17 protein-coding genes are annotated in these 23600 nt (G+C 68.1%); 8 read left to right on the forward strand and 9 right to left on the reverse strand.

Annotated features, from left to right (window positions below; translation table 11 throughout):
- From BMZ19_RS18890 to BMZ19_RS18910, 5 genes are all read left to right on the forward strand, one after another.
- The gene (locus BMZ19_RS18890) at positions 1-714 is read left to right on the forward strand and encodes a c-type cytochrome (RefSeq protein WP_090313136.1); all 714 of its coding nucleotides are present in this window, start codon (positions 1-3) and stop codon (positions 712-714) included.
- Positions 715-796: 82 nt separating this feature from the next.
- On the forward strand, positions 797-1153 hold the full coding sequence (gene queD, locus BMZ19_RS18895; protein ID WP_090313137.1) for a 6-carboxytetrahydropterin synthase QueD: 357 nt from the start codon (positions 797-799) through the stop codon (positions 1151-1153).
- A 108-nt stretch (positions 1154-1261) separates the two neighbouring features.
- On the forward strand, positions 1262-2014 hold the full coding sequence (locus BMZ19_RS18900; protein ID WP_090313138.1) for a TraX family protein: 753 nt from the start codon (positions 1262-1264) through the stop codon (positions 2012-2014).
- A gap of 11 nt (positions 2015-2025) precedes the next feature.
- A complete protein-coding gene (locus BMZ19_RS18905) occupies positions 2026-3249 on the forward strand; it encodes an exonuclease SbcCD subunit D C-terminal domain-containing protein (RefSeq protein WP_090313139.1) in 1224 nt (407 codons plus the stop codon).
- Positions 3246-6881: an AAA family ATPase gene (locus BMZ19_RS18910; protein ID WP_090313140.1), complete on the forward strand. Its 3636-nt coding sequence runs from the start codon at positions 3246-3248 to the stop codon at positions 6879-6881. Before BMZ19_RS18905 ends, BMZ19_RS18910 begins: the two co-directional genes overlap by 4 nt.
- Positions 6882-6945: 64 nt before the next feature.
- Here BMZ19_RS18910 and BMZ19_RS18915 read toward each other — a convergent pair whose 3' ends face one another.
- Positions 6946-11832 carry a DUF4011 domain-containing protein gene (locus tag BMZ19_RS18915; protein ID WP_090313141.1) on the reverse strand — a complete coding sequence of 1629 codons (4887 nt, stop codon included), beginning with the start codon at positions 11830-11832 and terminating at the stop codon, positions 6946-6948.
- A 305-nt stretch (positions 11833-12137) separates the two neighbouring features.
- Here BMZ19_RS18915 and BMZ19_RS18920 point away from each other — a divergent pair, with 305 nt between their 5' ends.
- Positions 12138-13055: a LysR family transcriptional regulator gene (locus tag BMZ19_RS18920; RefSeq protein ID WP_090313142.1), complete on the forward strand. Its 918-nt coding sequence runs from the start codon at positions 12138-12140 to the stop codon at positions 13053-13055.
- A gap of 16 nt (positions 13056-13071) precedes the next feature.
- On the opposite strand, the gene BMZ19_RS18925 is transcribed toward BMZ19_RS18920, so the two are convergent.
- The 3 genes from BMZ19_RS18925 to BMZ19_RS18935 form a co-directional block, all read right to left on the reverse strand.
- The gene (locus tag BMZ19_RS18925) at positions 13072-13998 is read right to left on the reverse strand and encodes a D-2-hydroxyacid dehydrogenase (RefSeq protein ID WP_090313143.1); all 927 of its coding nucleotides are present in this window, start codon (positions 13996-13998) and stop codon (positions 13072-13074) included.
- Between the two features lie 120 nt (positions 13999-14118).
- On the reverse strand, positions 14119-14652 hold the full coding sequence (locus BMZ19_RS18930; RefSeq protein ID WP_090313144.1) for a DUF934 domain-containing protein: 534 nt from the start codon (positions 14650-14652) through the stop codon (positions 14119-14121).
- The gene (locus tag BMZ19_RS18935) at positions 14649-16319 is read right to left on the reverse strand and encodes a nitrite/sulfite reductase (RefSeq protein ID WP_090313145.1); all 1671 of its coding nucleotides are present in this window, start codon (positions 16317-16319) and stop codon (positions 14649-14651) included. The genes BMZ19_RS18930 and BMZ19_RS18935 overlap by 4 nt, the downstream gene beginning before the upstream one ends.
- Before the next feature lie 396 nt (positions 16320-16715).
- Here BMZ19_RS18935 and ccoN point away from each other — a divergent pair, with 396 nt between their 5' ends.
- Positions 16716-18143: a cytochrome-c oxidase, cbb3-type subunit I gene (gene ccoN, locus BMZ19_RS18940; RefSeq protein ID WP_090313146.1), complete on the forward strand. Its 1428-nt coding sequence runs from the start codon at positions 16716-16718 to the stop codon at positions 18141-18143.
- Positions 18144-18194: 51 nt separating this feature from the next.
- Entirely contained in the window at positions 18195-18428 is a 234-nt protein-coding gene (locus BMZ19_RS18945) for a cytochrome Cbb oxidase CcoQ (RefSeq protein WP_090313147.1), read from the forward strand.
- 300 nt (positions 18429-18728) lie between these two features.
- On the opposite strand, the gene BMZ19_RS18950 is transcribed toward BMZ19_RS18945, so the two are convergent.
- From BMZ19_RS18950 to BMZ19_RS18970, 5 genes are all read right to left on the reverse strand, one after another.
- Complete coding sequence (locus tag BMZ19_RS18950) at positions 18729-19733, reverse strand: AraC family transcriptional regulator (protein WP_090313148.1); 1005 nt, start codon at positions 19731-19733, stop codon at positions 18729-18731.
- A 214-nt stretch (positions 19734-19947) separates the two neighbouring features.
- Complete coding sequence (locus BMZ19_RS18955) at positions 19948-20895, reverse strand: SphA family protein (RefSeq protein WP_090313149.1); 948 nt, start codon at positions 20893-20895, stop codon at positions 19948-19950.
- A gap of 31 nt (positions 20896-20926) precedes the next feature.
- Positions 20927-21463 (reverse strand): flavin reductase family protein, encoded by a 537-nt coding sequence (locus BMZ19_RS18960; RefSeq protein WP_090313150.1) that lies wholly within the window; start codon positions 21461-21463, stop codon positions 20927-20929.
- A 17-nt stretch (positions 21464-21480) separates the two neighbouring features.
- Positions 21481-22719 carry a styrene monooxygenase/indole monooxygenase family protein gene (locus tag BMZ19_RS18965; RefSeq protein ID WP_090313151.1) on the reverse strand — a complete coding sequence of 413 codons (1239 nt, stop codon included), beginning with the start codon at positions 22717-22719 and terminating at the stop codon, positions 21481-21483.
- 88 nt (positions 22720-22807) lie between these two features.
- On the reverse strand, positions 22808-23593 hold the full coding sequence (locus BMZ19_RS18970; RefSeq protein WP_090313152.1) for an SDR family oxidoreductase: 786 nt from the start codon (positions 23591-23593) through the stop codon (positions 22808-22810).
- Positions 23594-23600 lie beyond the last annotated feature (7 nt).

Below are 23600 nucleotides of genomic sequence, written 5' to 3' on the forward strand. Positions count from 1 at the left end.
ATGATAAGAACGATAAAAACCCTGACCCTGGCCAGCCTTGCGGGCACCGTTGTCGTAGGCGGCGTCATTTACGCGGGCCTGATCAACGTAGGCGCCGACGATCCGCATCTGGACAGCGTGCATGCCCTGCTGAGCGCCACCCGCGAGCGCTCGATTGCCGTACGCGCCGCCGATATCCCCGTACCCGACCTGAACGACGCCGAGCTGGTTCGCCGCGGTGCCGGCAACTACCAGTCCATGTGCATCGGCTGCCACCTGGCGCCGGGCATGGCGCCGACCGAGCTGAGCCAGAACCTCTACCCGGCGCCGCCCAACCTGGCGCAGATCGGCGCCAGCGGCAATCCGTCAGTCGCCTTCTGGATCATCAAGCACGGCATCAAGGCCAGCGGCATGCCGGCCTGGGGCAAGAGCATGGGCGACGAGCACATCTGGGGCATGGTCGCCTTCCTGCAGCAGCTGCCCAGCCTGGACGCCGCGCAGTACCGCGCCCTGGTGGCAGCCAGCGACGGCCACTCCCACGGCGGCGGGGAAACCGACATGCACGACCACAGCCAGCAGCATGACGCTCCCGCTGCCGCGGACGACCACCATGCACCGGCAGCCAGCCATCACGGCAGCACTCAGGGCCACGACCAGGAAGTCACCAGCGCACCGGCTGCACCGGAGAAGAAGGTCCACTTGCATGCCGATGGCAAGGAGCATGTGCACCACTGATTGAGCCAGCCCAGCCCCACGCGCCGTCGGTGGGGCAAAACTGTTAGACTGGCGCGGTTTTTTCCAGCCCGTGAGTGTTGCCGTGGAACTCTTTAAAGAATTCACCTTCGAAGCCGCCCATCTCCTGCCCCATGTACCGCAGGGCCACAAGTGCGGGCGTCTTCATGGCCATTCGTTCCGCGTGGCGATCTACATCGAGGGCGAGGTCGATCCCTATACCGGCTGGATCCGTGATTTCGGCGAGATCAAGGCGATCTTCAAGCCGATCTACGACCGCCTCGACCACTACTATTTGAACGACATCCCCGGTCTGGAAAACCCCACCAGCGAGAACCTGTCCAAGTGGATCTGGCAGCAGCTCAAGCCGCAGTTGCCCGAGCTGTCACGGGTGCGCGTGCACGAGACCTGCACCAGCGGCTGCGAATACCGCGGCGACTGAGTCCGCTTGTCGGCATCCCCTCGCCGCGCACCGACGCGCCCGATGCCGGCGCCCGGCCTTACGACCGCGCGCCGGGTGGATGACACGCAATCCGCCCTTTTCGCCCCGATGAACGCCCCCCAAGCGTCGCGCCGCCGCGAACGCGGCCTCGACCTGGTCAAGTGGCTGGCCCTGCTGAGCATGGCCATCGACCACCTGCGCTTCCTGATTCCCGATCACCCGCTGCTGGCCTGGAGCTTCGTCCCCGGCCGGCTGGCCTTTCCGCTGTTCTGCCTGGCGCTGGCCGTCAACCTGGCGCGCAGCCGGCCGGGCGTCTTCGGCCGCTCCGAGCAGCGCTACATCGGCGCCCTGCTACTGTTCGCCGTGCTCAGCGAGCCGGCCCACGACCTGATGTTGGGCAATGCCCACAAGCTGAATATCCTCATCACCCTGGCTCTGGGCTGGGGCGTCGCCTGGTGTGCCAATACCCTGCAGCGCGGGCCGCTGCTGCTCGCCGGCCTGATGCTGGCGGGAGCCGGCTGGCTGAGCGCCAACCTGACCTACGGCATGCTCGGCGTGCTGCTGCCGACCCTGTGCCTGCTCGCCCTGCAGCGTGGCGGCCCCTGGCCGGCGCTGGCGACGCTGGTGGTACTGCTGGCCAACCTGACGCCGCGCCTCGGCGCCGCCCTGCTCGCCGGGCAACCGCGCGACTGGCTGATCGCCGCCAGCTGCCTGGCAGCCCTGCCACTGGGCTTCTGGCTGCTGCGCACGCCGCTGGCGGAGCGCCTGCGCGTGCCGCCCGTCGGTCGCTGGGCCTACTTCTTCTATCCGCTGCACATGCTGGCGATCGCCGCAGCCGCCTGGCTGTTGCGCATGCCTTGAGGGAGCAAATCATGCGCCTGATCCACACCTCCGACTGGCACCTAGGGCAGACCCTGCATGGCCAGGAGCGGGACTTTGAACACGCCGCCTTCCTCGCCTGGCTGCTCGAGCAACTGGTGGCGCAGCAGGCCGACGCCCTGCTGATCGCCGGCGACGTCTTCGATACGGTCAACCCGCCGCTCAAGGCGCAGGAACGCCTGTACGACTTCATCGTCACCGCCCATCAGCGCCTGCCGCGCCTCGACATCGTGATGATCGCCGGCAACCACGACTCCGGCGGGCGCATCGAGCTGCCGGCGCCCTTGATGCGCCGCCTCAACGCCCATGCCCTGGGCCGGGTGAACTGGCTGGACGACGGCAACCTGGACAGCGCGCGCCTGCTGCTGCCGCTGCATCGCGCCGACGGATCGGTGGGTGCCTGGTGCCTGGCCCTGCCGTTCCTGCGCACGGCCGAGGTCACCGGCGGCGAGGTGGGCGACGACTACCTCGCCGGCATCGACAAGGTGCACCGCGAGCTGATCGCCGCCGCCGAAGCGCAGCGCGCGCCCGATCAGGCACTGGTCGCCGTCAGCCATGCGCACATGGCCGGGGCCGCGGTGTCCGAGGACTCCGAGCGCAACATCGTCATCGGCAACGCCGAGGCGCTGCCGGCCAGCCTGTTCCCCGAAGCCGTCGCCTACGCTGCCCTCGGCCACCTGCACAAGCCGCAGCAGGTCACCGGCCAGGCGCGCATCCGCTACAGCGGCGCACCGCTGCCGCTGTCGTTCGCCGAGGTCAACTATCCACACCAGGTACTGCTGGTCGAACTGGACGGCGCGCATCTGCGCAGCGTCGAACCGCTGCGCGTGCCGCGCGCGGTGGACATGCTGCGCATCGGCCCGGCGCCGCTGGCCGAGGTGCTCGAACTGCTTGCCGCCCTCCCCGCTTCCGAGCTGCCGCGCGAGCGCCAACCGTGGCTGGAGGTGCGCGTGCAGCTGGAGCAACCGCAGCCCGACCTGCGCCAGCAGATCGAGACCGCGCTGGACGGCAAGGGCTGCCGCCTGGTGCGCATCGCCAGCGAATACCGCGGCAGCCAGGAAGAGGCGCCGCCACTGGTCGGCCTCGACCAGCTCAGCCCGCAGGAGCTGTTCCGCCGCAGCTGGCAGGCGGAATACGGCAATGAAGCCGACGCCCAGGTGCTGCAGGACTTCATGACCCTGTTGCAGGCTGTGGAACTCGAAGGAGAACCGGCATGAAGATCCTCGCCATCCGCCTGAAGAACCTCGCCTCGCTGGCCGGCGAGCAGGCCGTCGACTTCACCGCCGAGCCGCTCGCCAGCGCCGGTCTGTTCGCCATCACCGGCCCCACTGGCGCCGGCAAGAGCACCCTGCTCGACGCCCTGTGCCTGGCACTGTTCGGCGAGACGCCGCGTCTGCAGCACGCCAAGGCCCAGCTCAAGGTGCCGGACGGCGCCGACAACGAGGCCCTCGGCAGCGACGACGGCCGCAACCTGCTGCGCCGCGGCTGCGCTGGCGGGCATGCCGAGGTGGACTTCGTCGGCGTCGACGGCAAGCGCTACCGTGCCCGCTGGGAAGTGCGCCGCGCCCGCGACAAGGCAGCAGGCAAGCTGCAGAACAGCCAGCAGAGCCTGCGCGACCTGGACAGCGACCAGCTGCTGACCAGCAACAAGAGCGAATTTCGTGAGCAGATGGAGCTGCGCCTGGGCCTCAACCTGCAGCAGTTCACCCGCGCCGTGCTGCTGGCGCAGAGCGAGTTCAGCGCCTTCCTCAAGGCCGACGACAACGAGCGCGGCACCCTGCTGGAAAAGCTTACCGACACCGGCGTGTACAGCCGCATCGGCAAGGCGGCCTTCGCCGCCGCCAAGCGCGCCCGCGAAGCCCTCGAACAGCTGGAACGCGACGCCGGCGGCATCCGCCCGCTGGCCGTTGAGGAGCGTCAGGCGCTGGAGCAGCAGCACGCCGCCGCCCTCGCCCAGCTCAAGAGCGAGCAGCAGCAACTGCACACCCTGCAGCAACAGCGCCAGTGGCTCGCCGAGCTGGCTCGCCTGCAAGCCGAACAACTGGCCGCCCAGACCCAGCTGGATAGCGCCCGCGCCGAGCACGATGGCCTGGCCGGCGAACGCCAGACTCTCGCCCTGCTCGAACAGCTCACCCCCGAGCGCCACCGCTTCCTGCGCCAAGGCGACATCGGCCCGCAGCTGGCCGAACTGGCGGCCAGCATCGAAGCCCACGGCGCCCAGCAGCAGGCCCTGCAACAGCGCCTGAGCGAGCTGGAAAGCGCCAGCACGGCTGCCGTGGCGCAGTTGCAGACGGCGGAAAACACCCGCCAGCAAGCAGCGCCGCTGCTGGCCCAGGCGCACAAGGAAGAGGAACGTCTGGCCCAGCTGGAGCAGGACCTGACCCAGGCGCAACAGGCCGAGCAGCAGGCCGGCGCGGCCTGCGCCGCTGGCGAGGCGACGCTGGCGCAACTGCAGGAACGGCAGACCGCGCTGGCCAACCAGCAGACCGAACTGGCCGCCCAGCTCGACCGCAGCGCCGTGCTGCAATCGCTGTGCGCCGCCTGGGACGGCCATCGCCCGCGCCTGCAGCAGGCGGTGCTGCTGGCCAATCGTCTGCACCAGGGCCGTGGCGAGCTGCCGGCGCTGGAGCAGACCGCCGCCCAGGCGCAAACCCAGCTGAACGACGCCCGCCAGGCCCTGGAGACGCTGCAGCAGGAACTCGGCGGCAGCAGCTGCGGCGAACAACTGGCCGAGCTGCAACGCCAGCTCGGCGACTGGCGTCCGCAGTTGCGCACCCGCGAGGAACAGCACCAGCTGTGGCAACGCCGCCAGGAACTGGGCGCGCGCCAGGACGACCTGCAGGCCCGCCTCGCCGACCTGCAGACCCGCCGCGAGCAATGCCTGACCCGCGGCACGCAGGTGCGCAACGAACTGGACACGGCCGATCAGGCGCTGCAGATCACCCTCGCCCTGCTCGAACGCCAGCGCCTGGCCCGCAGCGCCAGCGTCGAGGCGCTGCGCGCGCAACTGCGCGACGGCGAGCCCTGCCCGGTGTGCGGCAGCGAGGAACACCCCTGGCACCAGCCGGATGCCCTGCTGCAGGCCCTCGCCAGCCAGGACGAGGACGAGGCGCAGCGCGCGCAGCAGCAGGTCGAGCGACTCAAGGAACAGCGCGCCGAACTGGCCGCCGACTACAAGGCGCTTGGCCAGCAACTGGAGCAGCTCGGCAACGAACAGACGCAACTGAAGGCCGACCTCCAGAAGCTGGACGCCAGCCTCGCCGCCCATGCCGACCTGCTCGTCCAGCCAACCGAGCAGCGCGCCGCCTGGCTGGAGCAGCAACTGACCAGCCTGCGCCAGCGCATCGACACCGCCGAACAGCGCCAGGCCCGCCTGCTGGCCCTGCAGCAGCAGGCCGAGCAGCTGCAGCAGCGCTGGCAACAGGCCCGCGACGCCAGCCAGAATGCGACCGCGCAGCTGGAGCAGCAGCGCCAGCATCTGCAGCGCGACGGCGCGCAGCTCGCCGCCGAACTGCAGTCCTTCACCGGCCTGCTACCCGCCGAGTTACTGGCGCGCTGGCCCGAGGCACCGGCGCCGACCTTCATGCAGCTCGATCGCCAGGTCGGCGACCGCCTGCAGCAGCTGCAGCAACAGGCCGAACTGGACGAGGAGCACCAGCAGCGGCAGACCGCGCTGGAGAACGAACGCCTGCAGCAGGCCCATCGCCAGCAGACGCTGCAGGCCTACAGCGCACGTCTGGTCGAACTGCAGGCCCGCCAGCAGAGTACCTTGGCTAGCTTGCGCCAGAGCCTGGGCGAGCAGCCCAGCGCCGGCGTCTGGCAGCAGCGCCTGGAACAGGCGGTCATCAGCGCCCGCACCGCCGAGCAGACCTGCGCCGGCGCACTGAACGCGGCGCGCGAGCAGCGGGTCAAGCTCGCCGGCGAGGGCGACCACCTGCGCCAACGCCAACAGGCACTGCGGCAGGAGCGTGACAACCTGGCCGTCGAACTGGCCGCCTGGAGGACTCGCCATCCGCAGCTGGACGACACTACCCTCGCCGCTCTGCTGGTCCGCCCGGCTGGCGAGCTGGCCGAGCTGCGCCAGCGCCTGCAGCAGGCCAGCGAAGCCCTGGCGCAGTGCCAGGTGCGTCTCGACGAGCGCAGCCAGCAGCTGGCCGCGCACCAGGCCAAACAAGCCGAAGCGCCGGAGCCGGCCGTGCTGGAGCAGGCCCTGAGCGAACAGCAGCAACGCTGCGATCAGGCCGAGCAGCACAGCGTCGAAGTGCGCGCCGCACTGGTCGAAGACGACCGCCACCGCACCCAGAGCCGCGAGCTGCTGGAACGCATCGCCGCAGCGCAGGCCGAGCACCTGCGCTGGGGGCGGATCAGCGCGCTGGTCGGCTCGGCCGACGGCGCCACCTTCCGCAAGATCGCCCAGGGCTACAACCTCGACTTGCTGGTGCAGCACGCCAACCTGCAGCTGCGCCAGCTGGCCAAGCGCTACCGCCTGCAGCGCGGCGGCAGCGCGCTGGGTCTGCTGGTGCTGGATACCGAGATGGGCGACGAGCTGCGCTCGGTGCATTCGCTGTCCGGCGGCGAGACCTTCCTGGTCTCGCTGGCCCTGGCGCTGGGCCTGGCGTCGATGGCGTCGAGCAAGCTGCGCATCGAGTCGCTGTTCATCGACGAGGGCTTCGGCAGCCTCGACCCCGAGTCGCTGCAGCTGGCGATGGATGCACTGGACAACCTGCAGGCCCAGGGCCGCAAGGTGGCGGTCATCTCCCACGTGCAGGAGATGCACGAGCGCATCCCGGTGCAGATCCGCGTGCAGCGCCAGGGCAACGGGGCCAGCGCGTTGAGTATCGTCGGCTGAAAGCCGCCCTCACCCCCGGCCCCTCCGGGGAGAGGGCTGGGGTGAGGGGAAAAGCCGCGCGCCGCTACGCCCCGGCTTTGGCTCGTCGCTGCTCCAGCAACTTGCGCAGCTGCTGGTCGAGCTTGTCGAGGGTGCCGGCCGGATCCAGCCAGTAGTCAGTGGACCACAGGCGCAGGATCTCCCAGCCGAGGCCGCGCAGCACGCTTTCACGGATCTTGTCGCGGTCGCGGGCGGTGGCCGAGCGGTGGTAGGTGGCGCCGTCGCACTCGATGCCGGCGAGATAGCGCCCCGGCACGTCGGGGTCGACCACGCCGAGATCGATGCGGAAGCGCGACACGCCGACCTGCGGGTGCAGGGTCCAGCCTTTCTCGGCCAGAGCGCGGGCCACCGCCTCCTCGAACGACGAGTCGAAGCTGCCCACCGAGCCGTGCACCGCCTCGTCCAGCGCGCGGGCGCCGCGCTCGGCGAATTCGAGGAAGTGCCTGAGGTCCTTCACCCCTTCGGCGGCCGTGCGCGCCAGGTCGATCTGCTCCGGGCGCAGGCTGGAGAACACCTTGAGCTCGGCGCGCGCACGGGTGATCGCCACGTTGAGGCGCCGCTCGCCGCCGTTCTTGTTAAGCGGGCCGAAGTTCATGCTGACCGTACCCACGCTGTCCGGGCCGAAGGTGGTGCTGAACAGGATCACGTCGCGCTCGTCGCCCTGCACCGACTCGAGGTTCTTGACAAACACCGGCTCGATCAGCGCCTCGTCGAAGTGGCGGTCCAGCGCCGGATTGCGCCGCCGCGCGGCATCCAGCAGGTCGAGGATCAGGGTCTGCTGCTTCTGGTTGAAGGTGACCACGCCGAGGGTCAGCCTGCCCGGCTCGATGCCGGCCAGGCGCTGCTCGATCTCGGCGACCACCGCGTCGGCTTCGGCGCGGTTGGTCTGGCTGCCGCCGCGATCGTAAGTGCCGGCGACGAACTGCAGGTTGACCGCGCGATCCTCGGTGGCCGGCGACGGGAAGGTGATCAACCCGCCCTTGTAGTAGCGGTGGTTGGAGAAGGTGATCAGGCTCTCGTGACGCGAGCGGTAGTGCCAGGACAGGTCGACGGTCGGCAGGTTGGCGCCGAGCAGTTCGTCGAGGATGCTTTCCAGATCCTCGTCGTCGCTGCTCTCCTCCTCGCCGGCCTGCGCCGAGCTGAAGAAGCTGGTCGGCGGCAGCTGCTTGGGATCGCCGACCACCACGGTCTGGCGGCCGCGGGCGATGGCGCCGATGGCGTCCCACACGGTGATCTGCGAGGCCTCGTCGAAGATCACCAGGTCGAACGGCTGCTGGCCGGCCGGCAGGTACTGGGCGATCGACAGCGGCGACATCAACAGGCACGGGGTCAGCGCGGCGATGGCGTTGGGCGTCTCGCCGAGCAACTGGCGCAGCGGCTTGTGACGGGTCTTCTTCTCCAATTCGCGGCGGATTACCCCGAACTCGGAAGACTTCTGCGCATCCTCGCGCTCCACCAGGCCCTGGCGGATGCGCGTGCGGATGCACTGCGCGGTGATCTCGCGCACGCGGTCGTCGAGGGCGCGGAAGCTGGCGATCTTGCGCTCGTGCTCGACCGAGACGAAGTTGCGCAGCGCCGGGGTGGCGTCGATCTTCTGCACCAGCCAGCCGCGCGCGTAGTTGACCTCCAGGGCACGCTGCGCCTGGCCGGCCGGCACGCGGCCCTGCTCGATGGCTTCCACCAGCGGCAGCAGACCGAGCGCCAGCGCCTCGCCGCGCACGCGCAGCCAGGCGCACCAGGCGTGCAGGCGGCCGTGGGCGGAGTCCAGGCGGGCGGTCAGCTCCAGTAGCTGTTCGAGGCCCGAGAGGCCGGGACTGTACAGCTCGTCCGCGCTGCGCCCGGCGAGGCTGGCGAACTCCTCCAGCGCCTCGGCGAAGTTGTCCTCCAGTTCGAGATAGCGGCCGCACAGGCGGCCGACCGGGGCATCGACGGCGAGCAACTCGTTGGCCTCGACCACCAGCAGACGCAGCCCGCTGCGCAGGGCCGCCAGCTGCTCGGGATCGGTGGCCAGCGCGGCGAGCAGCTGGCGCAGGCGCCAGGCCATCTCGGCCTTGACCCGCAACTGCAGCGGGTCGGAGTCCAGGCCGCGCCAGCCGGGCAGGCCGTCGACCCGCGCCAGCAGCGGCTGCAGCTCGCCGTGGATGTCCTGCAGCTCGCGCAGCACCGGCAGGTCGGCCGCGACCTGGGCGCCCTCGCCGACGCCGGCCTGCTCCTGCAGCCAGGCATGGAACTGGCGCAGCTTGAGGATCTGCAGCGGCCACCAGCTGCCGTCGGCTTCCTGCCAGCGGCGTTCCAGCGCCGTCAGGTCCAGTGCCAGCAGGCGCTCGCGCGGATAGCGCACCGACAGTTCAGCCTCGGCGGCGGCGAAGCGCTCGAGCAGGCCGACCGCCTTGTTCAGCGCGTCGAGGCGCTCCAGCACGTCGGCCTGGAAGGCGAAGCCCAGCTCCTTGCCGATGGTCTGCGGCAGCAGCTCGAGCAGCTGGCCCAGGGCGGCGAGCTGGCCACGGCCGTTGAGCGGACGGATCAGGCCGAGGCGCTGGCTCAGCTCGACCAGGGCGCCCTGCAGCGCACGGGTGCGCGTGGTCAGGGTGGCGGCCTGCTGCTGCAAAGCCTGCTGCCAGGCCATGCTCCATTCCTCCACCCGCAGGAAGGCCAGCGGATGGTTGGCCATGTCGCCGACTTCGCCGGCATTCAGGTCGATGCGCTCGGCCACCGCGCGCAGCTGCTCCAGCGCCGCGGCGTCGTGCTGCTCGGCGCTGACCCAGCGCAGCTTGATCTCCGCCACCCCGGCATTGGCCACCGCGGTGGCCAGCGCCTGACGGATGCTCAGACCGTTGCGCTGGCGCTCGTGCAGGGCCTTGACCAGCTGGTTGAGTTCGTCGCGCAGCAGGCGCAGGCGCCGCGTCTCGCGCTCCCACTCCTCCTCGCTCAGCGCCGCGCGAGCCTGCCAGGCCTCGCCGAGCTGGCGGATCACGTCCTGCTTGCGCGCCTTGTTGGAGTGCAGCTCCAGGCAAAACTCGCCGAGGCCGTGCTCGCGCAGGCGGCGGTAGACCACCTCCAGCGCGGCGGCCTTCTCGGCGACGAACAGCACGGTGCGGCCCAGCGCCAGGTTGTGGGCGATCATGTTGGCGATGGTCTGCGACTTGCCGGTGCCCGGCGGGCCGATCATCACGAAGTTACGCCCCTGGGCGGCGGCCACCACCGCGGCCAGCTGCGAGGAATCGGCGGACAGCGGGGTGAACAGCTGCTCCGGCGACAGGCGCTGGTCCAGTTCGCGCGGCGCGACGAACTCGCCCGTGCTGGCGAACGGCTCGCGCGGGGTGTCGAGCAGGTGGCGTACTACCGGGTTGTCCTTGAGCTGCTCGACGCGGTCGACCAGGTCCTTCCACATCAGGTACTTGGCGAATGAGAAGGTGCTCAGCACCACCTCGTCGGCGATCTCGAAGCCGTCCACCTCAAGCACCTCGCGGCGCATGCGGGTGAGGATGCCGGCGATGTCGAGGCCATGTTCGTCGCTGGGCAGCAGGGCGTCGAAACCCTGGATGTCGAGGTTGAAATCCTGGCGCAGCATTTCCAGCAGGGTGGTGTTGAAGCGCGGTTCGTCGTCGCCGAGGGTCAGGCGGATGCCCGAACTGATCGACTTGCGGGTCAGGGTCACCGGCAGCAGGATCAGCGGCGCGCGATAGCTGCGGTCCTTAATCCCCGGGCGCTGCCAGCGCAGGAAGCCGATGGCGAGGAACAGGGTGTTGGCGCCGCCTTCCTCCAGATCGGCGCGCGCGCGGCGGTACAGCTCGACCAGGGTGGCGTCGAGCTTGTCGGCCTCCAGCGGCGCGAACAGGCGGCCCTTGGCCAGCGCATTGAGTGCGGTCTGCGCCAGCGCGGCGGCGTCCTCGGCGACATCCCCCGCGCCGGCCGGGCGCTTGGGCTGCGGGTCGATGGCGAAGGCCTTGCCGCCCGCCAGCAGATCCTCCAGCGCCGCCGGATCGGGGGTCAGCAGCGGGATGGCGACCTTGCTGTCGCGCAGGCTGAGCAGCGGGTTGCGCAGGGACAGGTCGAGCAGGCGACGCTGCCATTGCTCCAGGCGGCCGCCGGGGCCGGCGGGCAGTTCGTCATTGTCCGCCGCGGCGACCGCGGCCAGCTCAGGGGCGTCGAGCACCTGCGGATCGGCCGGCGGTTCGGCGGCGCTGGCGTCCAGTGGACGGATCTGCGCGGCGCGCGCCTGGGCGAGGTCGAGGACCAGCACGAAGCGCGCGTCGTCGTTCAGGCGCTGCTGGGCGACGCGGATCGCCTCCTTGAACGGCGTGCCCTTGCCGAGCAGGCCGCTATCGAACAGCAGCACCTCGCGCAGCTGCACGCGCTTGCGCAGGGTCAGCGCATCCTCGCTGCAGATGCGCGGGAAGAAGCCCTCGGCGTTCAGCCACAGACCGACGTAGGCGTGCTCCTGCTCCAGCACGATCAGCGGGTGCAGGCCGATACGCTCGAGCAGCGCGGCGAACAGCAGCGCGCAATCGAGGGGGCCGGCGCTGCGGCCCTGGACGATCTGCGCCGGACTGCGCAGGCGCTGCGCCTCGGCCAGCGGCACCGGCGCCGCCAGGGCGTCGAGACGCAGGCCGTGCAGCACGTTCCACAGCGCCGCCACCTGCAGGCCGAGGCGCGTGGCGTCGGCAGCGGCGTAGCCGTGCAGGCTGGCGTCGTGGCCGTTGCGCTTGAGCAGCTCGCCGGCCAAGTGCAGCAGCTTGTCCACCACCGGCTGACCGGGCAGACAGAAGGCCGCCAGGCGCTCGGGGGCATGACGGTAGCCTTCCCAAGTGTGGCGCTCCGGCGAGGCGATGTCCGCTAGCGTCGCTTCCCGTCCCGGGGGATGGCGCTCCTCGCCACGGGCCTGCTCCGGGAATAGGGCTTGTTCGGACATCCAGCGGTCTCCAACCGGCGGGCCATCGACACGACGACCCGGTGCCGGCGCAGCGGCGTCGGCAGCAGTGTTCATGGGGGAAAAAGGTGCCGAGCAGCGGCTGGCTTTGCCATCCAATTGTCATGCACCTGTACGGGCGAACAGTATCCGCCGCTACCGCGCAGGTAAAGGGTTTTCCTGCAAAGTCAGACACTTGGACCGCATAGTGGAGGAGAAATTGCAGGAAAGACGATTTTCCGCCGCGACCGGGCACACCGGCCTGCTTTGCGGCACAATCGAAGGCACCGTCGCCACCGAACGCCATCATGCAGATCGACGAAGAACTGACCTTCAAGAAGCTGGAAATCTTCCTGGCCTTCATGCGCAGCGGCAACCTGTCGCGCGCCGCCGCCGAGTTGGACACCAGCACGGTCAGCGTGCATCGCGCACTGCACTCGCTGGAAAACGCCCTGCGCTGCCCGCTGTTCAAGCGCGAGGGGCGCAAGCTCAGTCCGCTGGAAAGTGCCCACGTGCTGGAGGACCGCGCGCAGAAGCTGATCGCCGACATGCTCGACACCGTGCGCCTGACCCGCGAGGCGGCCGGCTTCTCCGCCGAGCGCTTCAAGCTCGGCGCGCTCTACTCACTGACGGTGAAGACGGTGCCGCAGCTGATCATGGGCCTCAAGCTGCGGCGCAGCGAGCTGAACATCGACCTGATCCTCGGCTCCAACGTCGACCTGCTGTACAAGCTGAAGAACTTCGAGCTGGACGCCATCCTGGTGTCGCTCAACGACAGCGTGGCCGATCCGGACTGCGAGTCGCTGCCGCTGTTTCGCGACGACATCTTCCTCGCCGTGCCCACCGACTCGCCGTTCGCCCGCCAGGCCGAGGTGGACCTGGCCGACCTCCACGAGGCCACCTTCATCACCCTGACCCAGGGCTTCGCCACGCACCAGGACGCCCAGCGGGTGTTCCAGCAGGCCGGCTTCGCGCCCAAGGTGGCGATGCAGGTCAACGACATCTTCACCCTGCTCAGCATGGTCAGCTCCGGGGTCGGCTACGCCCTGCTGCCGGGCCGCATCGCCGCGGTGTACGAGAACCGCGTGCGGCTGATCCCGCTGCAGGCGCGCTACCGGATGCAGCAACAGATCGGCGTGGTGTTCCTCAAGAGCCGCGAGCGCGACCCCAACCTGCTGGCGCTGGTCGCCGAGTGCCGGATGTACGCCAAGCGGCATGAGGGTTGAGTACGGTCCCGCCGACTCAGTAGGTGCCGGCGAAATCCACCTCGCCGCGCAACGCATCGTCGGCCCGGAAACGCGCCAGGTTGTCGACGAACAGCCGGGCCAGCGCGGCGGGCACCAGCGGCCCGGCGATGTGCCCGGTCAGCGTCACTCCCGGCGCGGCCCAGAACGGATGCTCCGCCGGCAGCGGCTCCTCGCGGAACACGTCGAGCACCGCGCCGGCCAGGCGCCCTTCGCGCAGCGCCGCCAGCAGCGCCGCATCGACCACCGCGGTGCCGCGCCCCACGTTGAGGAACAGCGCCGACGGCCTCAGCGCGGCGAAGAAGCCCGCGCCGTAGAGGTCCGCGGTTTCCGGGGTATCGGGAAGGATGTTGACCACGTAGTCGGCCGCCGCGGCCTCGCGGCACAGCGCGTCGAGGCCTGTCACTCGCTCGAAGTGCTCGAGCGGGCGCGGGCGCTGGGCGACGCCGCTCAGGCGCAGGCCGAACGGCGCCAACAGGCGGGCGACCTCGCGGCCGATCTCGCCGGCGCCGACGATCAGCAGCCGGCGCCCGAACAGGCTGCCGGGAATGCGCGCGTCCCACTGCCGCTGGTGCTGGCTTTCCCGGCGGCTGCGTAGCTGCTGTTCGTGCTCCAGAATGTGGGCGAGCAGGTACTCGGCAATCGGCTGGCCGAACACGCCGACGGCGCGACTCAGCCGGTAGCCGCGGGGCAGGTCCGCCGCCAGCAGCGGCCGGTAGCCTGCCCAGGTCGACTGCAGCCATTGCGGGCGCAGCCCGGCGCGCAGCAGCGGCACCAGCCGGTCCGGCTCGCCCAGCCAGATCGCGCAGCGGCGCATGGCCTCGACATCGGCGGACGCCTCCAGCAGCTCGAGTGCGGGGTTCAACTCGCCGAGTGCGGTGCGCAGCTCGGGGTTGCGGGAGTCAGCGAGCAGAATGGGGCCCATCGCGGGACGTCCTCCAGGTCGGTTGGCTCGGGTCCGCGACTATACGCGCCCCCGACCGGCTGGCGCTGTTTGCCAAGTGCCGGATGATGGGCGAAGTCCCCGACTTCGGCGCCAGACTCATCAGCATTCCTCCTCGTCCGCCCCGATGCGCCGGCGGAACAGCGGCCGCGGCTCGAGCACCGAGCGGCCATAGAGCACGCTGATGCCCTGCAGGCCCTTGAGGGCGTCGGCGGCGGACTTGTCCTCGCGTACGGCGAAGGCGTCGAAGCCGCACTGGCGCATGTGGCTGAGCTGGTCGCGCAGCACATCGCCGACCGAGCGCAGTTCGCCCTGCCAGCCCAGGCGGGTACGCAGCAGGTAGGCCTGGCTGTAGGCGCGGCCGTCGCGGAAGCTGGGGAACTCCAGGGCGATCAGCGGCAGGCCGGCCAGCCAGGGCGCCAGCTCCTCGGGCTCGTCGTCGGGGGCCAGCCAGAGGCCGTCGCGGCTGTCGGCGCGCCCGGCCAGCACGTCCTCGCTCTGCCGCTGCCGCCACAGCGCCAGGGGCAACAGCAGCGGGCCGTCCGGCAGCGGCTCGAGCGGCTCACGCACCCAGTTCCAGGGATCGTCGGCGACGAGGTGGGCGCCGCCCGTGCCCAGCTTGATCAGGTTGTTCATGCCGAAGCCTCCTGCTGGCGGTAGACCCGTTCCTTGAACGGCTCCAGACCGATGCGCTGCACGGTGTCGACGAAGGGCTCGTCGCCCTCGCGGTAGGCGAGGAAGGTGTCGACCAGCCGTTCGATCACCTCGGGAATCTGCTCGGCGCCGAACGCCGGGCCGATCACCTTGCCCAGCGCGCTGGCCTTGCCCTGGGCGCCGCCGATGGTGACCTGGTACCACTCGCTGCCGTTCTTGTCGACGCCGAGGATGCCGATGTTACCGATGTGGTGGTGGGCGCAGGCGTTCATGCAGCCGGAGATGTTCAGGCTCAGCTCGCCCAGATCGTGCAGGTGGTCAAGATCCTCGAAACGCGCCTGGATGGCCTGGGCGATGGGGATCGACTTGGCGTTGGCCAGCGAACAGTAGTCGCCGCCCGGGCAGGCGATGATGTCGGTGAGCAGGCCGATGTTCGGCGTGGCCAGGCCCAACTCGCGGGCACGCTGCCAGACGGCATGCAGGTCGGCCTTGCGCACGTCGGGCAGCACGAGGTTCTGCTCATGGGCGATGCGGATCTCGCCGAAGCCGTAACGCTCGGCCAGCTCGGCGATGCCTTCCATCTGCGCGGCGGTGACGTCACCCGGCGGCATGGCCGGCCCAGGCTTGGTGGACAGCACCACCGCGGCGTAGCCCGGCACCTTGTGCGCCTGGAGGTTGTGCGCGGCCCAGCGGGCGAACTCGGCATCGCCGGCCAGCGCGCTGCCGTAGTCCAGGTCGGTGTCGGACAGCGCCTCATACGCCGGCGGCGCGAAGAAGGCGGCGACGCGGCGGTATTCGGCTTCGGTCAGCTCGGCCGGGCCGTCCTTGATGTGCTGCCACTCCTCCTCCACCTCGCGGGCGAAGGCCTCGACGCCGAGGGCCTTGACCAGGATCTTGATCCGCGCCTTGTACTTGTTGTCGCGCCGGCCGTGGCGGTTGAACACCCGCAGGATGGCCTCGATGTAGGACAGCAGGTGGCGCCAGGGCAGCGCCTCACGCACCTGCTGACCGAGGATCGGCGTGCGCCCCAGGCCGCCGCCGACCATCACCCGCAGCAGCAGCTCGCCGGCGGCATCGCGGTAAAGGTACAGGCCGATGTCGTGCATCATGATCGCCGCGCGGTCCTGCTCGGCCGAGCAGATGGCGATCTTGAACTTGCGCGGCAGGTAGAGGAACTCCGGATTGACCGTCGACCACTGGCGGAGGATTTCCGCCAGTGGTCGCGGGTCGAGCAACTCGTCGGCGGCCACTCCGGCGAAGGCCTCGGTGGTGATGTTGCGCACGCAGTTGCCGGAGGTCTGGATGGCATGCATCTCCACCTCGGCCAGGCGTTCGAGGATGTCGCCCACCTGCTCCAGCTCGATCCAGTTGAACTGGATGTTCTGCCGGGTGGTGAAGTGGCCGTAGTCACGGTCGTAGTGGCGGGCGATGTGCGCCAGGGTGCGCATCTGGACGCTCGACAGCGTGCCGTAGGGGATGGCCACACGCAGCATGTAGGCGTGCTTCTGCAGATACAGACCGTTCTGCAGACGCAGCGGCAGGAACTCCTCCTCGCTCAGCTCGCCGTTCAGGCGACGCTCGATCTGGTCGCGAAACTGCGCGACCCGCTCGAGCACCAGGGCGTGGTCGTATTCGTCGTATTGGTACATGCGGGCTACCTCGTCCGGCCGGCCCATACCTTCAAGCAGGTGCGGGCAATCAGGGCGACGACTATGCCCGCGGCAATCGACCAAAAACAGCGGCAGATCCGGCATAAAAAACCATATCAGATGTCTGACCTGTGCTCCGGCAACCCGGCGTAGCTGCTGCACACCGGCATGGTTCCCTCCGCTCGCTATTTCCGCCTCCGAAATTGCGCAAGAGCCTCCGGAATATCCGCAGGGAGGGCGCCTTGGAGGTTCCCGTGCAAGTCCTTGTGCCATTCTGATACGGTTTTAACGATTTAATCTGAGTCTGTTTTACCCAAGTCACGCCTTCTACAGTGGGCCCTGCACAACTCCCCGCGGAGCTGTAGCCATGGACTTATTCAGTAGAAAGGTTTCGACATGAGCACAACGAATTCCGAGCGGGCGTACGACTACCGAGTCGTGCGCCAGTTTGCCGTGATGACCGTGGTCTGGGGCGTGATCGGCATGGCCATGGGGGTGTTCATCGCCTCGCAACTGGTGTGGCCCGCCCTCAACTTCGACCTCGAATGGACCAGCTTCGGCCGCCTGCGCCCGCTGCACACCAGCCTGGTGATCTTCGCCTTCGGCGGTTGCGGGCTGTTCGCCACCTCCTACTACACGGTACAGCGCACCTGCCAGACCCGCCTGTTCGGTGGCCCGCTGATCGCCTTCACCTTCTGGGGCTGGCAGGCGGTGATCGCGATCATGCTGGTCAGCCTGCCGCTGGGCTACACCACCACCAAGGAGTACGCCGAGATCGAGTTCACCGGCGCGGTGGTGATGGCCATAGTCTGGGTCGCCTACGCCGTGGTGTTCTTCGGCACCGTGATGAAGCGCCAGACCAAGCACATCTACGTCGGCAACTGGTTCTTCGGTGCCTTCATCCTCGCAACCGCCATGCTGCACATCGTCAACCACCTGGCGATCCCGGTGGGCTGGTTCAAGTCCTATTCGATTTACTCCGGCGCGACCGACGCCATGGTGCAGTGGTGGTACGGCCACAACGCCGTGGGCTTCTTCCTGACCACCGGCTTCCTCGGCATGATGTACTACTTCGTGCCCAAGCAGGCCGACCGCCCGGTGTATTCCTACCGGCTGTCCATCGTCCACTTCTGGGCGCTGATCACCCTGTATATCTGGGCCGGCCCGCACCACCTGCACTACACCGCCCTGCCCGACTGGGCGCAGACCCTCGGCATGGTGATGTCGATCATCCTCCTCGCGCCGAGCTGGGGCGGCATGATCAACGGCATGATGACCCTGTCCGGCGCCTGGCATAAGCTGCGCACCGATCCGATCCTGCGCTTTCTGGTGGTGTCGCTGGCCTTCTACGGCATGTCCACCTTCGAGGGGCCGATGATGGCGATCAAGACCGTCAACGCCCTGTCCCACTACACCGACTGGACCATCGGCCACGTGCATGCCGGGGCGCTGGGCTGGGTGGCGATGATCACCTTCGGCGCGCTGTACCACATGATCCCCAAGGTGTTCGGCCGCGAGCAGATGCACAGCGTCGCCCTGATCAACCTGCACTTCTGGCTGGCGACCATCGGCACGGTGCTGTACATCGCCGCCATGTGGGTCAACGGCATCATGCAGGGCCTGATGTGGCGGGCCACCAACGAGGACGGCACCCTGACCTACTCCTTCGTCGAGGCGCTGGAGGCCAGCCACGCGGGCTTTCTCGTGCGCCTGATCGGCGGCCTGTTCTTCCTCACCGGCATGCTGCTGATGGCCTGGAACACCTGGTGCACCGTGCGCCAGGCCAACCCCGCTGCCTCTCAGGCTCATGCGCAGTTCGCATGACCTTTTGCCCGGCGCCCCTGCGCCGGGCTTTTTTATTTCCGGAGAACCATGATGGCCAACGAACTCTGGCTGCTGACCTGCGTGACCCTGTTCATCACCGCCGTGCAGTTCTGTCTCTCGGGCAAGAGCCAGCGCGGACTGGACGAGGCAACCATGCTGCCCTTCGCCGACGATCCGGAGGTGGCGCGGCGCATGGAGCTGGCCACCGGGCGCAGCCGCACGGGCTGCCCCTGTCCGGGTTCCTGTGCTGGCCACTGCGAGGACTGGGGAAGCTTCACGGCCTGAGTGAGGTCTACCTGCCGTATGCCGGATACTCTGTCCGCGATAGAGGCTTTGACCAAGCGAGCCAGCAGGAGCCCACCAGTCGTCACCGAGCATCGAAAGCAGATGAGCTTCATGCGATTGCCCTGGGGTAACGCTTGCCCTGCTAGTGGCCTTTGCAGTCAGTTAACTCAAGCTCGGATGACCATAAGTTCCGATACACCTCGCCGCGACAAGTCATAGCAGGGCTATGACGAGGAATGACAACGCTTTATCGGGGCCATGGGCGCCGGAATTGATCGACAGAACTTACCTTACAGATCACTAGCGTTGCCGCCGCGCCTCTGCCCGCTGCACCGTCATGCTCGGCGTTTCGCCGAACAGCTTGCGGTACTCGCTGGAGAAGCGTCCCTGGTGGGTTAAGCCCCAGCTCAGAGCGATCTCGCAGATGTTGCGCTGCGAGCGATCCTCGAGGAGGTCCTGACGCACGGCGGTCAGGCGGTGCTTGCGCAGGTAGGCCATCGGCGACAGGCCGAAATACTTGCCGAAGCCTTCGTACAGCTTGAAGCGCGATACGCCGGCGGCCTGCTCGATGTCTTCGAGGTACATTTCCTGGCGGGCGTTGGCCAGGATGAAATCGCGGGCGCGCACCAGGTAGTACGGCAGCTTGACCTGCAGGCGCTCGCGCAGCTCCCGCGTGTAGTTGTGCGGCTGGGTGAGGATCAGCCCCTTGATCAGCGCGCTCTCCATGTCCCGCGTGAAATAGAGCTCGTCGTAGAGATCGCGGCTGCGCTCCAGTTCGTCGGCCAGGTGGCGGACCATCCGCCACCAGGAGGCCGAGCCGCCCTGGACGGCGTCCATCTCCGGCTCGAAGCTGAGCGGCACTTCCACTGAACGCTGCAGCAGCTCCTCCAGGGTCTTGAGGATGGCCGCCTGTGGAATGGCGACCTGCAGCTTGCGGCAGTCGCCGGCGATGGTCAGCTCCTGATGCTCGAAGGGCATGACGATCACCCCGCAGTCCCGGTCGGAGCGCAGCAGCCGCCCGGCCTTGGCCAGTTCCTGCTCGCCCGACAGCGGCAGGCTGAGGCTGTAGCAATTGAGCTTCATGTCCTCGCCGACACCGATGGTCACGTCGGTGCCGTACTGGACGTAGCCGAGGATCGTCGAAGTGGAGCGCAGCACGTTGCCGCTGTGGTGGAACTGGATGCGCTCGGGCTTGCTGGCCCTGAGTACATGCGGACCGCAGACTTCGGACATCCAGGAACGTGCTCCAGCGAGATCGAAGCGATCGGCCGAGATATCCCGACAATGCAGATCGTTGTTGTTCATCGCGAGGCACCTGTTGAATCTGGTCAATCGGTTGCGCTGTGACGGCGCATCTGAACTTACAACCGCAATCAGCATGCTGCGATTGCTCTGCCATCCATCCGAAATATCAGATCCGTTTCATATGTTTATGGATATTCCTCATGAATGGTAGTCCGTTAAAAAAGGCCCGCCGCAAGCGGCAGGCCAAGGGACGACCCCAGATCGTCCTTGCGATTCAGAAGTGGTGGACGTACCTCACCTGGATCCGCGATCCATCCGGTCGGTTCTCCACGTCCTGCTCGAAGTAGGCGTTGAAGAACAGATGGTCGTCCTGCGAGAAGCTGTACATCCCGCCCGGCCCGATTGCCCAGACCTTTTCCCGGCGCCCCGACACCTCATGGCCGTCGATCCTGGTATCGGTGAACTGATTCAACCAGTAGCCATTCAGGCCCAGTCGCAGCTGTGGCGTCACCGCATACGCAGTGGCCAGGTTGGCGTGCAGCGCCTGGCCGGCCTGGATGTCGTCGGCACCGCCATAGCTGTAGTTCGGGTCGTCGTTCTTGCCGTTGTAGAGGTAATGGGCACGGATCGACGCGGTCCACTTGGGGGTGAACCAATAGGTCGCGGCCCAGTAGGGATTGAATGACCAGGCGTTCGCGCCCGGATTGATCGCGTGGTCGTTGTCGTACTTGCCCGTGGGCAGATTCACCTGCAGCTCGATGCGGTGGATGAAGCGCGGCCCCGCCTCGCCCATGATCGGATCGAACTGGATGAACGGGCCCACCAGCAAGTCGCCCATTCCGCTCTGTGCCTTGAGGGCGGCATTGTCCAGTCCGTCATCGACATCCATGCTGGTCACCACCGGCAGCACGGCGTTCAAACCCAGGCTGGCGTTCCCCAGACGCAGGTTCGACAGGTAGCTCAGCTGGGTCACCGCGACCTGGTAGTGCAGATCCTGGTCCGGCAGCGGCAGATCCTTGCCGTCGCCATCGCGCAGATGATCCGCGCGATAGTCCTGGAAATATTCCTGGATGTACCAGCCGGGCCCTGCCGGCAAGCCGCCGTCGAGGAAGGTGGTGAGCCCCAGGTTGACCACCGGCAGGTCGTAGGCCTGGGCGGCCTGCCCCCCGTACAGTCCCGCTCCGATCAGACAAAACTGCAACGCTCTCGTCGTTCTTCTCATGGTTCTCTCTTTCTGCAAGGCGGTGGCAGCGTTACTGGCCCAGGGCCGGATGCGAGGCGGCGACCCGGTACTGGCCTGCATGGAAGATCAGCGGTTCTCCGCCGCTGCTTGTGTACTCTTCGATCTGTCCGATGAAGATCAGATGGTCGCCGCCCTCGTACTGGGTGAGGTTGCGGCACACCAGGCTGGCGATGACCCCCTCCAGCAAGGGCACACCACCTGCACCGGTCTGGTATGCGATGTCGGCGAACTTGTCCGCAGCCCCCCGGGCGAAGTGTCCGGAGAGGCCATGCTGGTCGGCAGCCAGCACGTTGATGGCGAAATGGCTGGCGGCAAGGAAGTCGTCCAGACTCGGCGCGCTGCGCGAAATACTCCAGAGCACCAGCGGCGGATCCAGGGACACCGAGGAGAAGGAGTTCGCGGTCATCCCCACGTTGCGCCCGTTGGCCGCGCGGGTGGTGATCACGGTGACGCCGGTGGCGAACTGGCCGAGCAGGCTGCGCAATGCGCGCGGATCACTGTCCCGGGCGCTGGCCATTTCGGTGACTGCACTGGCAATGGCATTCATGATCGCTCTCCGGGGCCTCAGGCGGCCTTGCTGGAATGGTCGCGGATCATGCCCGCACACTGGTCGGCGTCGAACCACCAGGGTGCGAAGCTGCGCGGGTCATCGAAGCCGTTGGCGATGGCCGAGGCCAGCGGTCGCGACTGGCTGGCGGAAGCCAGCAGATCCAGCATGTGCGGGGCCGGCGGAACCAGCATGGTGTTGGTCCAGCGCACCACATGCTGGGCATAGCTCCAGTAGCGCTCGAAGGTTTCGCGCATCCAGGCGTCGGTGAACGGCTGATCACCGTGGGCGAGAATCGAATCCAGGTAGATCCGCGTGCACTTGGCGGCGTTGTTGGAGCCTTGCCCGGTGATCGGGTCGTTCACCACCAGCGCATCGGCCATGCCGAATACCCGGCGCCCGGAAGGCAGCTCGAGCACCGGCTTGCGCACCATCGGCGTGAAGCGCCCGGAGAGGAAGCCGTTGGCGTCGGTCAGTTCGACGGAGCGGCAGCGCTCGGCCTCCCAGGGCGTGTAGCGACGGATGATTTCCAGGCTCTTTTCCAGATGCTGTTCGGGCGACTGAACACCCTGCCAGCAGTCCATGGGGCCACCGGGAATGCCCTCGAAGACCATGATTTCGCAGGGGCCGCTGGTGGTCAGGGCCGGAAAGGCGAAGTACTCGCCGACGCCCGGGATCAGGTTGAAGGCGACCCTGGAGAACGGCGACATCGGGGTCATACCCTTCACGTAGGTGAGCGCCAGCGCCCGCTGCGGTTGCTGGAAGGTGGTGCGCTCGGCATCGCGGGGGAACAGGTTGACGATCTCGCCCTTGCCGGCGGCCAGCAGCACCAGGTCATGGCTGGCGGCGAGCTTTTCCAGTTCGGGCAAGCCGACATCCTGGATCAGCACTTCACCGCCGCGCCGGACGATCTCCTCCATCCACACCGGCATCTTCACCCGCTGGTCGACGGACTGGGCGTAGCGTTCCAGGCGCGCGGCCCAGCTGAGCAGCTTCTCGCCGGGCTTTTCCGGATGCGGCACGGTGAGGCCGATGCCTTCGACCGCGGGGCACTGGTCCTCCCAGAAGTTCAACCCCAGATCGCGCTCGGTCTGCAGCGCAGTGTGGAACATGCACTGGCTGGACAGGACCTTGCCGTTGCGGATTTCCTCCCCCGTGCGATTGGTGGCGAGGGTCACGTGGTAACCCTTGGCGAGAAGGCCTGCGGCCAGTTGCAGGCCGGCCTGGCCGGCTCCGACGATGGCGATTCGACGCATTTTTGTTCTCCTGGAGTGCGACTGCTGCGGTTGCGGCGCGTGCTGGGCGCCGAACATTTTCTGGAAGAGTCTTTTCATCGCTGGACCCTCACTCGGCGAGCCGCGGGATGGCCGGCTGGTTCTGCTCCGGCCCCATCACCGAATAGCCGCCGTCGACGGCGTAGTCCGCGCCGGTCACGAAGCTGGCCGCCGGCGAACAGAGGAAGGCGACCACATTGGCCACTTCGGCCGGGTCGCCGAGGCGCCCCAGCAGGTGGTAGGAAGCCGCCACGGCATCCGCCTTGGCGCGGTCGCCGCCGCTGACTTCGCTGATCACCCGCGACCAGGTCCAGCCAGGCGAGACCGAGTTGACCCGGATGCCGTCGGCGGCCAGATCCATGGCCATGCTGCGCGTCAGCTGCAACATGGCCGCCTTGGACACCGGGTAGAGCCAGCGGCCGGTCTGCGCGCACTTCGCCGAGATGGAGGTGAAGTTGACGACGCAGCCATCGCGCGCCTTGAGGTCGGCGTGCACGGCCTGGGTCAGCACCACGGCCGACACCAGGTTGACGTCCAGCGCCTGCAACCAGTCCTGGCGGCCGGAGGCGAACCCGTCGTCCCCATAGCTGCAGGCCAGGTTCACCAGGGTGTCGATGCCGCCGAAGCAGGCGCGCACCTCAGCCACGGCGGCAGCGATGCGGGCATCGTCGGTGATGTCGACCGGGAAGAATGCCGCTGCTTCTCCGAGCTCTGCGGCCACCCGCTGGCCGGCTTCGCCGTCGATGTCGAACAGGGCGACCCGGTAGCCCGCATCGATCAGGGCGCGAGCCACGGCGTGGCCGATCAGGGTGGCGCCACCACTGACGATGGCTGCCTTGTCATGATTCGTGGACATGGGCGGC

Source organism: Pseudomonas linyingensis, from assembly GCF_900109175.1.
Classification (GTDB): Bacteria; Pseudomonadota; Gammaproteobacteria; order Pseudomonadales; family Pseudomonadaceae; genus Geopseudomonas; species Geopseudomonas linyingensis.

What these genes read in the sequence shown, in the direction of transcription:
- BMZ19_RS18890 (WP_090313136.1), top strand. Translation starts at nt 1, where the DNA reads ATGATAAGAACGATAAAAACCCTGACCCTGGCCAGCCTTGCGGGCACC.
- BMZ19_RS18900 (WP_090313138.1), top strand. Translation starts at nt 1,262, where the DNA reads ATGAACGCCCCCCAAGCGTCGCGCCGCCGCGAACGCGGCCTCGACCTG.
- BMZ19_RS18905 (WP_090313139.1), top strand. Translation starts at nt 2,026, where the DNA reads ATGCGCCTGATCCACACCTCCGACTGGCACCTAGGGCAGACCCTGCAT.
- BMZ19_RS18910 (WP_090313140.1), top strand. Translation starts at nt 3,246, where the DNA reads ATGAAGATCCTCGCCATCCGCCTGAAGAACCTCGCCTCGCTGGCCGGC.
- BMZ19_RS18915 (WP_090313141.1), bottom strand. Translation starts at nt 11,832, where the DNA reads ATGTCCGAACAAGCCCTATTCCCGGAGCAGGCCCGTGGCGAGGAGCGC.
- BMZ19_RS18920 (WP_090313142.1), top strand. Translation starts at nt 12,138, where the DNA reads ATGCAGATCGACGAAGAACTGACCTTCAAGAAGCTGGAAATCTTCCTG.
- BMZ19_RS18925 (WP_090313143.1), bottom strand. Translation starts at nt 13,998, where the DNA reads ATGGGCCCCATTCTGCTCGCTGACTCCCGCAACCCCGAGCTGCGCACC.
- BMZ19_RS18930 (WP_090313144.1), bottom strand. Translation starts at nt 14,652, where the DNA reads ATGAACAACCTGATCAAGCTGGGCACGGGCGGCGCCCACCTCGTCGCC.
- BMZ19_RS18935 (WP_090313145.1), bottom strand. Translation starts at nt 16,319, where the DNA reads ATGTACCAATACGACGAATACGACCACGCCCTGGTGCTCGAGCGGGTC.
- ccoN (WP_090313146.1), top strand. Translation starts at nt 16,716, where the DNA reads ATGAGCACAACGAATTCCGAGCGGGCGTACGACTACCGAGTCGTGCGC.
- BMZ19_RS18945 (WP_090313147.1), top strand. Translation starts at nt 18,195, where the DNA reads ATGGCCAACGAACTCTGGCTGCTGACCTGCGTGACCCTGTTCATCACC.
- BMZ19_RS18950 (WP_090313148.1), bottom strand. Translation starts at nt 19,733, where the DNA reads ATGAACAACAACGATCTGCATTGTCGGGATATCTCGGCCGATCGCTTC.
- BMZ19_RS18955 (WP_090313149.1), bottom strand. Translation starts at nt 20,895, where the DNA reads ATGAGAAGAACGACGAGAGCGTTGCAGTTTTGTCTGATCGGAGCGGGA.
- BMZ19_RS18960 (WP_090313150.1), bottom strand. Translation starts at nt 21,463, where the DNA reads ATGAATGCCATTGCCAGTGCAGTCACCGAAATGGCCAGCGCCCGGGAC.
- BMZ19_RS18965 (WP_090313151.1), bottom strand. Translation starts at nt 22,719, where the DNA reads ATGCGTCGAATCGCCATCGTCGGAGCCGGCCAGGCCGGCCTGCAACTG.
- BMZ19_RS18970 (WP_090313152.1), bottom strand. Translation starts at nt 23,593, where the DNA reads ATGTCCACGAATCATGACAAGGCAGCCATCGTCAGTGGTGGCGCCACC.